The organism is Nocardioides sp. (assembly GCF_029937575.1).
Lineage (GTDB): Bacteria > Actinomycetota > Actinomycetes > Propionibacteriales > Nocardioidaceae > Nocardioides.
On record NZ_JAPYPS010000009.1, the window covers coordinates 56,741 to 69,755 of the forward strand.

General features: G+C 69.1%; 12 protein-coding genes. 2 read left to right on the forward strand and 10 right to left on the reverse strand.

Annotation, left to right across the window (positions count from 1 at the left end):
- Positions 1–93: 93 nt before the first annotated feature.
- The gene (locus Q1K33_RS05515; RefSeq protein WP_300401485.1) at positions 94–1,557 is read left to right on the forward strand and encodes a lysine 2,3-aminomutase; all 1,464 of its coding nucleotides are present in this window, start codon (positions 94–96) and stop codon (positions 1,555–1,557) included.
- Between the two features lie 9 nt (positions 1,558–1,566).
- On the opposite strand, the gene Q1K33_RS05520 is transcribed toward Q1K33_RS05515, so the two are convergent.
- Entirely contained in the window at positions 1,567–2,025 is a 459-nt protein-coding gene (locus tag Q1K33_RS05520) for an Lrp/AsnC family transcriptional regulator (RefSeq protein WP_300401487.1), read from the reverse strand.
- Positions 2,026–2,110: 85 nt separating this feature from the next.
- Between Q1K33_RS05520 and Q1K33_RS05525 the strand changes: the two genes are divergently transcribed.
- Positions 2,111–3,037, forward strand: a complete 927-nt coding sequence (locus Q1K33_RS05525; protein WP_363319635.1) for a 5'-3' exonuclease — start codon at positions 2,111–2,113, stop codon at positions 3,035–3,037.
- Between the two features lie 111 nt (positions 3,038–3,148).
- On the opposite strand, the gene Q1K33_RS05530 is transcribed toward Q1K33_RS05525, so the two are convergent.
- The 9 genes from Q1K33_RS05530 to Q1K33_RS05570 form a co-directional block, all read right to left on the reverse strand.
- Positions 3,149–6,016 (reverse strand): DEAD/DEAH box helicase, encoded by a 2,868-nt coding sequence (locus tag Q1K33_RS05530; RefSeq protein ID WP_300401489.1) that lies wholly within the window; start codon positions 6,014–6,016, stop codon positions 3,149–3,151.
- A gap of 44 nt (positions 6,017–6,060) precedes the next feature.
- Positions 6,061–6,453: a hypothetical protein gene (locus tag Q1K33_RS05535; RefSeq protein WP_300401491.1), complete on the reverse strand. Its 393-nt coding sequence runs from the start codon at positions 6,451–6,453 to the stop codon at positions 6,061–6,063.
- A 24-nt stretch (positions 6,454–6,477) separates the two neighbouring features.
- Positions 6,478–7,314 (reverse strand): twin-arginine translocase subunit TatC, encoded by an 837-nt coding sequence (gene tatC, locus Q1K33_RS05540; RefSeq protein WP_300401493.1) that lies wholly within the window; start codon positions 7,312–7,314, stop codon positions 6,478–6,480.
- Positions 7,315–7,362: 48 nt separating this feature from the next.
- A complete protein-coding gene (gene tatA, locus Q1K33_RS05545; RefSeq protein WP_300401495.1) occupies positions 7,363–7,620 on the reverse strand; it encodes a twin-arginine translocase TatA/TatE family subunit in 258 nt (85 codons plus the stop codon).
- A gap of 48 nt (positions 7,621–7,668) precedes the next feature.
- Positions 7,669–8,700: a WYL domain-containing protein gene (locus tag Q1K33_RS05550; RefSeq protein ID WP_300401497.1), complete on the reverse strand. Its 1,032-nt coding sequence runs from the start codon at positions 8,698–8,700 to the stop codon at positions 7,669–7,671.
- Positions 8,697–9,659 (reverse strand): WYL domain-containing protein, encoded by a 963-nt coding sequence (locus Q1K33_RS05555; RefSeq protein ID WP_300401499.1) that lies wholly within the window; start codon positions 9,657–9,659, stop codon positions 8,697–8,699. Before Q1K33_RS05555 ends, Q1K33_RS05550 begins: the two co-directional genes overlap by 4 nt.
- 10 nt (positions 9,660–9,669) lie before the next feature.
- Complete coding sequence (locus Q1K33_RS05560) at positions 9,670–10,683, reverse strand: FKBP-type peptidyl-prolyl cis-trans isomerase (protein ID WP_300401501.1); 1,014 nt, start codon at positions 10,681–10,683, stop codon at positions 9,670–9,672.
- 93 nt (positions 10,684–10,776) lie between these two features.
- On the reverse strand, positions 10,777–12,138 hold the full coding sequence (gene pafA, locus Q1K33_RS05565) for a Pup--protein ligase (protein WP_300401504.1): 1,362 nt from the start codon (positions 12,136–12,138) through the stop codon (positions 10,777–10,779).
- A 90-nt stretch (positions 12,139–12,228) separates the two neighbouring features.
- Entirely contained in the window at positions 12,229–12,750 is a 522-nt protein-coding gene (locus tag Q1K33_RS05570; protein ID WP_300401506.1) for a hypothetical protein, read from the reverse strand.
- Positions 12,751–13,015: the final 265 nt, after the last annotated feature.

Genomic DNA, 13,015 nt, shown 5'->3' on the forward strand with positions numbered 1-13,015 from the left:
TCCTGTTGCGTGGCAACGTGTTGACGTGAGTATCTGCACGTAGTCTAGTGATGGATGTGGTCCACACCACCCTCGACACCCCCGGGAGCGCAGATGAGCATCGAGTCCTCCATCGGCCTTGAGTCCGACCAGCCCTACCCCTATCGCCGGGTCGAGCTCGCCGAGCCCGACTGGACGCGGTTCCCCGGCTGGTCCGACGTCACCGCGGACGAGTGGGCCTCGGTGCAGTGGCAGCGCGCGCACTGCGTCAAGAACGTCCGCCAGCTGCGCGAGCTGATGGGTGACCTCGTCGAGGACCGGTTCTACGTCGACCTCGAGCGCGACCAGGCCGAGCGCGCCACCATGTCGATGCTCGTCCCCCCGCAGATGGTGAACACGATGCTTCCCCACGCCACACCCCGTGGAGCGGGCTCGTTCACCGAGGAGCTGTACGCCGACCCGGTGCGGCACTACATGATCCCCGTCCTCTCCGACCGGCGGACCGACTGGTCCTCCCACCCGCACGCCACCCGCGACTCCCTCCACGAGCACGACATGTGGGTGGCCGAGGGCCTCACGCACCGCTACCCCACGAAGGTGCTCGCCGAGCTGTTGCCGACCTGCCCGCAGTACTGCGGGCACTGCACGCGGATGGACCTGGTCGGCAACTCGACCCCGACCGTCGACAAGCTGAAGTTCACCGCCAAGCCCACCGACCGGATCGACGCGATGCTCGACTACCTGCGTCGTACGCCGTCGGTGCGCGACGTGGTCGTCTCGGGCGGGGACGTGGCGAACATGCCGTGGCAGAGGCTCGAGGACTTCCTCACGCGACTCCTCGAGGTCGAGAACGTGCGCGACATCCGGCTGGCGACCAAGGCGCTCGTCGGACTCCCGCAGCACTGGCTCCAGCCCGAGGTGCGCACGGGGATGGAGCGCGTGGCCGGCATCGCGCGCTCGCGCGGGGTCTCACTCGCCATCCACACCCACGCCAACCACGCCAACTCGATCACGCCACTGGTCGCTGAGGCCTCGCGAGCCATGCTGGAGGCCGGGGTGCGCGACGTACGCAACCAGGGGGTGCTGCTCAACGGGGTCAACGCCGACCCGCACGCGCTGCTCGACCTGTGCTTCCGCCTCCTCGACGGGGCCCAGGTGATGCCCTACTACTTCTACATGTGCGACATGATCCCGTTCTCGGAGCACTGGAGGGTCTCGGTCGGTGACGCCCAGCGACTCCAGCACCACATCATGGGGTACCTGCCCGGGTTCGCGACCCCGCGCATCGTGTGCGACGTGCCGTTCGTCGGGAAGCGGTGGGTGCACCAACTCGCCTCCTACGACCGTGAGCGCGGCATCTCGCACTGGACGAAGAACTACCGCACCTCGATCGAGCACACACCCGACGTCGCCGGCGAGGCTCTGGAGCGGACCTACGAGTACTACGACCCGATCCACACCCTGCCCGCCGAGGGGCAGGCGTGGTGGATGGCGCACGCCGACCTCGATTCGTCGGCGCTCAAGGCGACCGAGGTGGCCGAGGCCTCACGACGGGTGGCGGCACTGCAGGCGTACTGAGCAGCGCGGTCAGACGCCGGTGACGGGCCGGTTCTCGTAGTACGTCGAGAGCACGATGACGGTGCGCGTCGCCACGTTGGCGGCGGCGCGCACCCGGGCCAGCAGGTCCTCGAGGTCGGAAGGCTTGGAGACCCGCACCTTGAGGATGTAGCTCTCCTCGCCGGCCACCGACCAGCACGACTCGATCTCGGGGACGCTGCTGAGCCGCTCCGGGGAGTCGTCGGGCTGGGAGGGGTCGATCGGGCGGATCGAGATGAAGGCCGTGAGAGGCAACCCGATCTCGTCGTGGTTGATGGTCGCGCCGTAGCCCAGGATGAGCTTGCGCTGCTCCAGTCGCTTCACGCGCTGGTGAACGGCCGAGGTGGACAGGCCGGTCGCCTTGCCGAGGTCGGTGAACGACATCCGGCCGTCCACGGCGAGGAGCTCGAGGATGCGTCGGTCCGTGGGTTCGAGCGGTGTGGGGGTCACCGGATCACCCTACGGCTGTCGGCGACTTGGGCAGGAGGATGTGTCGCCCCCTGGTCGCCTCGCCGCAACGTGGCAGGATGCGGCCGTGAGTGAACCCGGACGTCTGATGCTCCTCGACACCGCCTCGATGTACTTCCGCGCCTTCTTCGGGGTGCCCGAGTACTCCGCTCCCGACGGCACCAACGTCAACGCCGTACGAGGACTGCTCGGCTATGTCGCGCGCCTGACCGAGGAGTACCAGCCCACGGACCTGGTCTGCTGCTGGGACAACGACTGGCGCCCGCAGTGGCGCGTCGACCTGATCCCGTCCTACAAGGCACACCGCGTCGTCGAGGAGGTGGCCGCGGCTCCCGACGTCGAGGAGGTGCCCGACCCGCTCGAGGCTCAGCTCCCGATCATCCTGGAGACCTTGTCCGCCTTCGGGATCCGGGTGATCGGCGCCGACGGCTACGAGGCCGACGACGTGATCGGCACCTTGGCGACCGGGGCCGGTCAGCCCGTCGACGTCGTCACCGGAGACCGGGACCTCTTCCAGCTGGTGGATGACGAGAGCGACGTACGGGTCCTCTACATCGGCAAGGGCGTGGGGCGTCACGAGCGGGTCACCGAGGACTGGATCAGTGACAAGTACGGCGTCACCGCAGCACAGTACGCCGACTTCGCCGCCATGCGGGGCGATGCCTCGGACGGGCTCCCGGGTGTGGCCGGGGTGGGCGAGAAGACGGCGGCCACGCTGCTGCAACGCTTCGGTGACCTCGATGCGATCATCACCGCCGCCCAGGACCCCGACTCCGAGATGGGCCCCGGCCCGCGCGGCAAGATCAAGGCGTCGCTCGACTACCTGTCCGTGGCGCCCGCGGTCTGCGCCGTGGCCCGCGACATCGCCCTGGACCGCTCCCACCTGACCCTGCCCCGCGTGCCGGCCGACCCCGACCGGGTGCTGGCCCTGGCCGAGCGGTGGGGCCTGGAGTCGCCCAGCGAACGGCTCGTCTCGGTGCTGTCGAGTCGCTGACGAGTCCTCGTGGGCTCCCCCGGGGTCGCCGTTTGGTCCCAAACGACGACTTTTCGGCCTCCGGGGTTGTCGTTTGGGACCAAACGGCGCCACCTCCGGCGGCAGGGGCCCCTACTCGGCCAGCCCCGAGTACGCCACCACACCACGCCGCATCGCGCGCACCGCGTCGCGAGCAGTAGCCCGCAACGGGGTGTCGCCCGCCGCGTCTGCCACCTGACCGGCGAGGTCAAGCAACTGCTTCATCCGGCGCACGAAGTCGCCCGCGGACATGTCCGACTCACCGATGAGGTCGTCGAGGTCGTCACCCTCGGCCCAGCGGTAGGCGATCCACGACATGCCCACGTCGGGCGGGCGCAGGAAGTCCAGCCGATGCTCACGCTCGAGGGTGTCCAGGTCGGCCCACAGCCGCTGCGTCTGGTCCAGAGCCTGCTTGACGCCGCCCCCGGGCACCCGCGGAGCTCGGACGTCGTCCGCGCGCCGCGCCTCGTAGACCAGCGAGGACAGCGCGGCCGCCAGTCCCGCGGGCGAGAGGTCGTCCCACAGGCCGTGCCGCAACGCCTCCGCAGCGAGCAGGTCCACGTCCGAGTACAGCCGCATCAGCCGGCGGCCGCGCTCGGTGACGTCGTCGCCGTCGAGGTACTCCAGGCTCGTCAGGACGTCGCAGACCCGGTCGAACTGACGCGCCACCGTGTTGGTGCGCTGCTCGATGCGTCGGCGCAGGGTCTGGGCGTCACGGTCGAGCTTGAAGTAGCGCTCGGCCCACCGGGCGTGATCCTCGCGGTCCGAGCACCCGTGGCACGGGTGGGAGCGCTGCTGCTCGCGCAGCGTGGCGATCTCGACGGCGGCTTCGTCCGACAGCCCCACACCGCTCCCGCCGGCACCCGCGCGTGTCGGGGGCGGGGTGAGGTTGTGCGTGCGCTCGCGAAGCGCGGAGGCCAGGTCGCGACGCATCTGCGGGTTGCGTCCGTTGAAGCTCTTCGGGATCTTCAGCCGCGTCACGGCCTCCACCGGTGTCGGGAAGTCCATCATCGCCAGCCGTCTCGCCTGCCGCTCGGCGGTCACGACGTAGGGACGCGGGCCGCCCTCGTCGTCCGGCGACCACCCTGGGTCGACCACCACGGCGTACCCGGAGAACTTCCCCGCCGGCACCATGATCACGTCGCCCGGCTTGAGGGCGCGCAGCGAGGCCGCAGCCTCGTCGCGACGGTCGGTACGGCGAGCACGCGACGCCGACTTCTCCACCTCGCCGACGCGACGGCGGATGCCGGCGTACTCCATGAAGTCGCCCAGATGACAGGTCGCGGCCTCGGCGTACCCCGCGAGAGCGTCGTCGCTCTTGGTGAGCTGACGAGCCAGCCCGACGACCGCCTTGTCGGCCTGGAACTGGGCGAAGGACTGCTCGAGCAGCTCGCGCGAGCGCGCGCGCCCGAACTGGTGCACCAGGTTCACCGCCATGTTGTACGACGGCCGGAAGGAGGACCTCAACGGGTAGGTGCGGGTCGAGGCGAGGCCGGCGAGCTCGCGGGGATTCATGCCCGGCTGCCAGAGCACCACGCCGTGGCCCTCGATGTCGAGGCCGCGCCGTCCGGCGCGCCCGGTCAGCTGGGTGTACTCCCCCGGGGTGATGTCGGCGTGGGTCTCGCCGTTCCACTTCGACAGCTTCTCGATGACCACGGTCCGGGCCGGCATGTTGATCCCCAGCGCCAGGGTCTCGGTGGCGAAGACGACCTTGCACAGCCCCCGCAGGTACAGCTCCTCGACGACCTGCTTGAACGCCGGGAGCATGCCGGCGTGGTGGGCAGCCAGGCCGCGGGAGAGCCCGTCGAGGAACGAGTGGTAGCCCAGGACGTGCAGGTCCTCGGCGGGCAGGTCGCGGCAGGCCGACTCCACGAACCCGTGGATCTCGTCGCGCTCCGCGGCGCTGGTCAGCCGGATGCCGGCGTTGAGGCACTGGGTGACCGCCGCGTCGCACGCGGCGCGGCTGAAGATGAACACGATCGCGGGCAGGAGCTTCTCGTGGTCGAGACGCTCGATGACCTCGGCGCGACCCGGGATCCAGACGCGGCGTCCGTTGCCGACCTGCTGTCCGCGCTGTGCCCCCTGGTGGCCACCCCGCTGGTTGCCCCGCTGGTTGCCCCGCTGGCCCCGCTGCCCCTTGGGCGAGCGCCGGTCCTTGATCCGCGTGGCGGCCCAGTCGTCTCGGGCGATCTTGAGGAGCTCGTCGTTGACCGGTGCGCCCTCCTTCACGAAGCCGGCCGCGGCGTCCACGTCCGAGGACGCGAAGAGGTCCAGCAGGCGACGACCGACCATCACGTGCTGGTAGAGCGGGACGGGGCGTCGTTCCTCGACGAGCGTGGTGGTCTCACCGCGAACCGTGGCCAGCCACTCACCGAACTCCTCGGCGTTCGAGACGGTCGCAGACAGCGACACCAGGGTCACCGACTCGGGCAGGTGGATGATGACTTCCTCCCACACGGCGCCACGGGCACGATCGGCGAGGTAGTGGACCTCGTCCATCACCACGAACCCGAGGCCGAGCAGCGTGCGGGAGCCCGCGTAGAGCATGTTGCGCAGCACCTCGGTCGTCATCACGACGATCGGCGCCTCGCCGTTGACCGAGTTGTCTCCCGTCAGCAGCCCGACCTGGTCGGCGCCGTAGCGGGCCACCAGGTCGGCGTACTTCTGGTTGGACAGTGCCTTGATGGGCGTGGTGTAGAACGCCTTGCGGCCGGTCTCGAGGGCGAGGTGGATGGCGAACTCGCCCACGATCGTCTTGCCGGAGCCGGTGGGCGCCGCCACCAGGACCCCGCGACCCTCCTCGATCTCCTTGCAGGCGCGCACCTGGAAGTCGTCGAGGGCGAAGTCGTAGAGGTCGGCGAAACCGGCGAACGCCGGATGTGCCTGCCGCGCACGCGAGGCGGCGTACCGCTCGGCCGGACTGGGCTCCCGATCAGGGAAGAGATCACTGCGGCCGGACATGCTGCGAGCCTAGTAGACCGCTCCTCCTCCGTCGGGAGGCCGGCTCAGCCGCCGAGGCGCAGGCGGACCGCGAACGACGACGGGGAGGCACCCAGTGCCTTGGCTAGCCGGGCGACGGCCTCGAGGGTGAGATCGGCCGAGAACGAGGTGCCGGGCACCAGCAGCGTCAGCCGGCCGTCGTACGACGCCAGGTGCACCTGCCCGTGGCGCCAGGCCTGGTGCACCCGCAGGCGACTGGCCTCACTGGCCACCGGGGCGGGGTAGGCCTCGTCGACGGCGAGCAGGTCGCAGGCGAGCTCGGAGCCGTCCGCCGCGGTCAGGATCCCCTGGACGCGAAAGGCGCCGGCCAGCGAGTCGATGCTGCTCCAGGTCACCTCGCCTGCCCCCAGCACCTCCGGCAGGTCGAACGGGTCGACCTCGGCGGGCTCAGGAGTCACAGGAACAGGCAATCACACCGGACGCTAGAGCGGTGAGGCGCTGTCGGGATCGAGGTCCGCGAAGCGGCGACGCTTGGCCCGGCGGCGGTCGTTGAAGCGACAGATCACCTCGGAGATGCCGAACAGCAGCACCATCGGCACCGCCATCAAGGTCATCGTGAACGGGTCGGCGGACGGCGTCGCCACGGCGGCGAAGATGAAGACCCCGATCACGATCCATGGCCGGTAGGCGGCAAGCGACTTGCCGGACACGACGCCGGCGAGGTTCAGCAGGATCACGAAGAGCGGGATCTCGAACGCGATCCCGAAGACCAGCAGGGTGCGGCTGAAGAAGGACAGGTAGTCGTCGAAGTCCACCAGGTTGGTCAAGCCGTCGGGGTTGAACCCGATCAGGATCTCCAGGCCCTTGGGCAGCGTCACGTAGCCCAGGAACACCCCGGAGAGGAACAGCGGTCCGGCCACGCCCACGAAGATGCGCGACATCTTGCGCTCGCGGGCGTGCAGGCCCGGCATGATGAACGCCCAGATCTGGTACAGCCAGAACGGGCTAGTCAGCACCACTGCTGCGAAGCCGCAGAGCTTGAAGTAGATGAGCAGCCCGGCACCGGGTCCGTTGCTGGTGAGCAGGTTGGATCCCTCAGGCAAGTTGAGCTTGGCCGTGGTGATCGGCCCGTAGACGAGGTCGTAGACCTGGTCGAAGAAGATCAGTGCCAGGATGCCTCCGGCAACGATGATCAGCGCCACCTTGAGCACGCGGGCGCGCAGCTCTCGCAGGTGGTCTGACAGTGCCATTCGTCCGTCGGCCCCGACGGGGTGGACGGGGCGTCCGGAGAAGATGTTGGCGACGCCGGTGATCGACATGGGGTGCTGGAGGTCCTGACGTGTCCTGGTCGGCGCCTGAGCGCCGGATCAGCTGTTGTTCTTGTCCGCCGAGGTCTCCGGCTTGACCGGGGTCTCGTCGGTCAGCGAGGTGGGGAGCTCCTTGTCGTCCTTGTCGTCGTCGTCCTCGTCGCGCAGGCCCTTGGTCTCCGCCTTGAAGATGCGCAGCGCCTGCCCGGTGCCGCGAGCGAGGTCGGGGAGCTTGGCAGCACCGAAGACAAGGATCACGATCGCCAGGATGACGATCCATTCTGCGCCTTGGGGCATTCCGATCAGCGGGTTCAACATGGGGCCCTCATCCGTTGGTGGTGTACGTCGAGATGTACGTCGTCGATCCTACGCGCTGGTGGAGCGATACAGCGCCAGCGCATCCTGAGCAGCGCCTGTGAAGTCCGCGGTGAACTCCGCCGGTGCTACCACTGAGGCATTCGGAGCCAGACGCAGGAGCAGTTTGGTCAGCCAGCGGTGATCGGCGACCAGCAGGTCGATCTCGAGGTGGTCCGGGCCCGGTCGCACGGCCTCGACGGAGTAGTACTCGACGACCCACTGGGCCTGCGGCGCGAGACGCAGGGTGACCAGGGTGGTCTGGTCGTCACCACGGTCGAAGATCCCGTCGCTGAGGTCACGAGGGGACTGCGGCGTCGTGGCCACCGGGGTGTCGAGCACGGTGGCGGCGGAGATCCGGTCGAGGCGGAACAGCCGGGGGGCCTCGGCGGAGTGACACCAGGCGTCGAGGTAGGCGAACCCGTTGTGCCGGCTCACGCCCCTGGGGTCGACGACTCGGTGGGACTGCTCGTCACGGGTCGGCACATAGTAGTCCAGCTCGACCTGCACCTGACGCTCGGCGGCGTCACGCAGTCGTACGCCGAGCGCGGCGAGGTCGGCGTCACGGCCGGGCTCGTCGAGCGCGGCATCCAGCGGGATCTCGCTCGGACCGTCCGCGGCAGCGCTCTCCAGCTTGACGAGCACGCGGTCGACGATCTCGACCGTCGTCGCCTCGGCGCCCGCACGCAGCGCGCGCAGGGCGACGATCATGGCCGAGGCCTCCGTGGGTGTCAGCCGCATCGGGCGGTCCAGGTAGTCGGCGTTGCTGACCCGGATGACGCCTTCGCGGTGCACCTCACCTTCCTCGGTCTCCAGCAGGTCGAGGTCCACGTCGATCAGGTCGTCGGGGTAGCCGCCGGGCATCCCGCACATCAGCAGCACCTTGAGGTCCTTGAGCACCTGCTCCGGTGTGACACCGAGAGCCTCGGCTGCATCGATGAGGCGCACGCCTCCGTGGGCGTGCAGGTAGGGCACCAGGGTCAACAGGCGCGCGACCTGGTCCTTGGCGCCGCTGGGCGCGGAGCCACCGGTGCGAGACGTCATGCCAGCGCCCCCTCGAGGCGCTCCACCACGGCATCACGCAGGGCGACCGGCGACTCGACGTACACGCTGGCTCCGTAGCCCAGCACCTCGTCCTCGAGCCCGACGTTGCTGCGCGTCAGGACCAGGCGGTCCCAGGCGGTCGCGGCGTCGGGGCCCGGTACGTCGGCCTCGACGCTGTCGGCCATCCGACGCAGCGGGGCAGCCGCTCCCCGGCGCACCAGCAGGACGGCGCGCTGCGTCACCGGTGCCGGAGCCAGACGACGGGTGGTCGCCGAGATGTCGAGTCCGTCGGGGATCTCGTAGGCGCCAGGCTTGCCCGTACGACGGGCCTCGCCCTGCACGCGCGAGAGCCGGAAGACGCGCTCGGCGCCGCGGTCGGTGTCGAAGCCCAGCACGTACCAGCGCCCGGCGTACCGGGTCACCCCCCAGGGCTGGAGGTGGCGTCGGGCGGGTTCCGCGGTCCCGGAGCGCCAGTAGTCGAACTCCAGGGCGCTGCGCTCGGTGAGCGCCTCGAGGAACACGTCGAAGGCCGGGTCGTCGGCTGCCAGACGCGGTTGAGCGATGTCGAGGGCCGTCAGGTCGACCGCCACGCCCGCCGCGGTCAGCTTGCGAACGGCCTCGGTCGTGGCACTCGCGAGGCGCTGGTGCTCCCACACCCGCGTCGCCAGACCCACGATCGCGGCCTCGTCGGGGGCCAGGTCGATCTCGGGCAGCGCGAAGGCGTCGGGACGGATCCGGTAGCCCGGCTCATCGAAGTAGGCGTCCATGCTGCCCACCTCGACGGGGACCCCGAGGCTGCGCAGCTCCTCCTTGTCGCGCTCGAACATCTTCTCGAACGCGTCGGTGCTCGTGTCGCCGTACAGGATGGAGCGGATCCGTTCCTTGGGCACGAAGTGCCGCTGCACGAGCAGCATGATGAGCAGCTTCATCAGGCGCTCGGTCTTGGCAGCGGTGCTCATGTGAGTCGACTCAGCCGGCGGCGAGGACGTCGATCACGAAGTAGAGCGTCGAGCCACCCGGGATGTCCTCGCCGCTGCCGTCCTTGCCGTAGCCGAGCTTCGGCGGGATCTGGAGCATGACGCGGGAGCCGACCGGGACGCCCTCCAGCGCCTGGTCCCACCCCTTGATGACGGCTCCTTGGCCCAGGACGGTCGAGAACGGGTCTGCGCCGTACGAGGCGTCGAAGGGCTTGGCTGCGTCGTACACCTGACCCAGGTAGTTGACGACGATCAGGTCGTTGGCCGCAACGTTGGGGCCCTCACCGGCGTACAGGACCTGGCTCTTGAGGGTGCCGTCCGGTGCGGCCACGCCGTCGAAGTCCAGCGCGCTGGGCAAGCGGTCGGAGAACGTGATCCCGGGGACCCAGGCGGGGCGAGCCTTGATCGGGCTGCCGTCGGGCTTGGTGCGCACGACGCTGTCGACGTCGATCACCATCATCAGGGCGTCCTCGTTGCCGATGTCGAGGTCGCTGCCGGCCACCCCGAGGATGTCGGCCGAGCTCACGGTCGTCACCTTCCGGGTGCCGACGGTGTCACCGATCTCGACCTGCTCGGCCACGAAGGTGTCGAGGAGGTAGCGCGCGACCTGGGCGTTGGTCGGCTGTGCCGAGGCCGGCTGCGGCACCTCTCCACCCACCGGGAAGTACACCGGGACCTGGTCCTCGCTGTAGGTGTCAAGGGTGGGTTCGCGGGTGAACCCGTTGCCGATGTAGTAGTTGACCAGGACGTTGTCGCCCTCGGCGAGCTCGGCGCCGTCGCCCTCGGTGAGCACCTCGGTCTCCGCGTCGCCCGCCTCCATCCGAGCGTTCCAGGTGACCTCGGGGCTGCTGCCCACCTCACCGCTCACTTCGAACGCCTCGGTGCGCTCGAGCGCGCCACTGGCGACGGTGACGTCGTCACCGCAGGCCGTCGCCAGGCCGGAGACCAGCACGAGCGGGAGGAGCACCTGCGCGGGACGGCGCGGGGCACGGAGGTGTCGGAGCACGGGTTCAACCTTCGGTGGTGAGTCGACAGGACGCATCTGGCACAGCGCGGGAAGCCTACAAGCCGGCCGACGTGTCGCTCACATGCCCGGCGCTCACATGCCGTCGATGAGCCGTTCCACGCGCTCGTCGTGCGCCCGGAACGGGTCCTTGCACAAGACGGTGCGTTGAGCCTGGTCGTTGAGCTTGAGGTGCACCCAGTCGACGGTGAAGTCGCGGCGCTTCTCCTGTGCCTTGCGGATGAACTCGCCCCGCAGCCGCGCACGCGTGGTCTGCGGAGGCACGGACTTGGCCTCGAAGATCTTCAGGTCCGAGGTGACCCGGGCGACCGAGCCACGCTTCTCCAGGAGGTAGTAGAGGCCACGGTTGCGGTGGATGTCGTGGTAGGCCAGATCGAGCTGCGCGATGCGCGGGTGACCCAGCGGAAGCCCGTGCTTGGCGCGATAGCGATCGATGAGCTTCCACTTGATGACCCAGTCGATCTCCCGGTCGACCAGGCCCAGGTCGTCGGACTCGACCGCCTTGAGTCCGCGCTCCCACAGGTCGAGGGCCTGCTCGATGATCGGCGTGCTGATCTGGCGACGGTCGACGAAGTCGCGCGCCTTGCTGAGGTACTCGCCCTGGATCTCCAGGGCGCTCGCCTCACGCCCGTTGGCCAGGCGCACCTTGCGGCGCCCGGTGACGTCGTGGGAGATCTCGCGGATCGCGCGGATCGGGTTCTCCATCGTGAGGTCGCGCATCACCACGCCCTCCTCGATCATCCGCAGGACCAGGTCGCAGCTGGCCACCTTGAGCATCGTGGTGGTCTCGCTCATGTTGGAGTCCCCCACGATGACGTGGAGCCTGCGGTACTTCTCGGCGTCAGCGTGCGGCTCGTCGCGCGTGTTGATGATGGGGCGGCTGCGCGTCGTGGCGCTGCTGACGCCCTCCCAGATGTGCTCGGCGCGCTGGCTCACGCTGTAGCTGGCGCCGCGGGGGGTCTGGGTGATCTTGCCTGCCCCCACGACGATCTGACGGGTCACCAGGAACGGGATCAGGATGTCGGCGAGGCGACTGAACTCGCCGGCGCGGCCCACCAGGTAGTTCTCGTGGCACCCGTAGGAGTTTCCCGCCGAGTCGGTGTTGTTCTTGAACAGGTAGATCTCGCCCGCGATGCCCTCGTCGTGCAGACGCTGCTCGGCGTCGAGGAGCAGTCCCTCCAGGACCCGTTCCCCCGCCTTGTCGTGGGCCACCAGTTCGGCGATGTCGTCGCACTCGGGCGTGGCGTACTCCGGGTGGCTGCCGACGTCGAGGTAGAGCCGGGCCCCGTTGCGCAGGAAGACGTTGCTCGACCGCCCCCAGCTGACGACCTTGCGGAACAGGTAGCGAGCCACCTCGTCCGGGCTCAGCCGACGCTGGCCCTTGAACGTGCACGTCACGCCGTACTCGTTCTCGATCCCGAAGATCCGCCGGTCCATGAGTGAACCCTAGGCCGTACGTGGTGGTTGGTGGGCCGAGTTGTGGGTGGGTGTTGCCGTTTGGGACCAAACGGCAACATTCGACGACGCTCAGGAAGCAGCCCGTGCTCCATCGGCGACCCCCATCTCGCGATGCCACCGATTCATGACGCGCTCCCGCCCTGCGTGTGAGTACATGGACTGCTCCACCACCCGCTGCCACGCATGGAAACGTCGCATCCGATGCGGACGACCCAGGTCGCGGTCGATCTCGTGCATCGTGACCAAGGCATGATTCAGCAGGTCGTCCAGGGTGAAACCCCGGCGTTGCAGGTCGGCGCCACCGATCCCACCGCTGCGACGAAGGTCTACGCTCTGAGCCTTCTTGCTCCGATGCACGGCGCCGTCGTACTCGTGGAGTCGCCGGGTGCCCACGATCCACAAGTCTGCCCGTGCCACCAACTGGCCGGCGTCGTTGTAGAGCTCGTGCTGCGCCACGTACTGGATTTCGAGCACGTCGTGGAACACCTGCAGCACCACCTCGCCGCCGGAGTCTGCCTTGCCGGTGCTCGAGAGCCAAGCAGTGCGGAGCGGTCGTACGCCGGGGCGGCGCGAGGCCAGGATCTCAGCCATCTGATCCTCATCGACGTGTCCAGCCCTCCGGGCTCCCTCCACCACGATGCGCAGGTCGAGCGCGGAGAGGTCGCGAGCGCAGCGCAGGAGGATCTCGGCACTGGTGTCAACTGGAAGTCCGTCGACCAACCCAGGTGCTGCATCTCGTCGCAGGCGCGAGCAGACCAAGCCAGGCCTCCGCGGTCTGGTGTCTGCAGAGGTCGCAGCGAAGATCGGGGTCTGCTCGGGTAGGGCGGGGAGATACCAGCCCAGGAGCCGCGCCGCG

Coding starts and splice junctions, on each gene's coding strand:
- Q1K33_RS05570 (WP_300401506.1), bottom strand. CDS start 12,750: ATGGCTGAGATCCTGGCCTCGCGCCGCCCCGGCGTACGACCGCTCCGC.
- Q1K33_RS05550 (WP_300401497.1), bottom strand. CDS start 8,700: ATGACGTCTCGCACCGGTGGCTCCGCGCCCAGCGGCGCCAAGGACCAG.
- pafA (WP_300401504.1), bottom strand. CDS start 12,138: ATGGACCGGCGGATCTTCGGGATCGAGAACGAGTACGGCGTGACGTGC.
- Q1K33_RS05530 (WP_300401489.1), bottom strand. CDS start 6,016: ATGTCCGGCCGCAGTGATCTCTTCCCTGATCGGGAGCCCAGTCCGGCC.
- Q1K33_RS05555 (WP_300401499.1), bottom strand. CDS start 9,659: ATGAGCACCGCTGCCAAGACCGAGCGCCTGATGAAGCTGCTCATCATG.
- Q1K33_RS05515 (WP_300401485.1), top strand. CDS start 94: ATGAGCATCGAGTCCTCCATCGGCCTTGAGTCCGACCAGCCCTACCCC.
- tatC (WP_300401493.1), bottom strand. CDS start 7,314: ATGTCGATCACCGGCGTCGCCAACATCTTCTCCGGACGCCCCGTCCAC.
- tatA (WP_300401495.1), bottom strand. CDS start 7,620: ATGTTGAACCCGCTGATCGGAATGCCCCAAGGCGCAGAATGGATCGTC.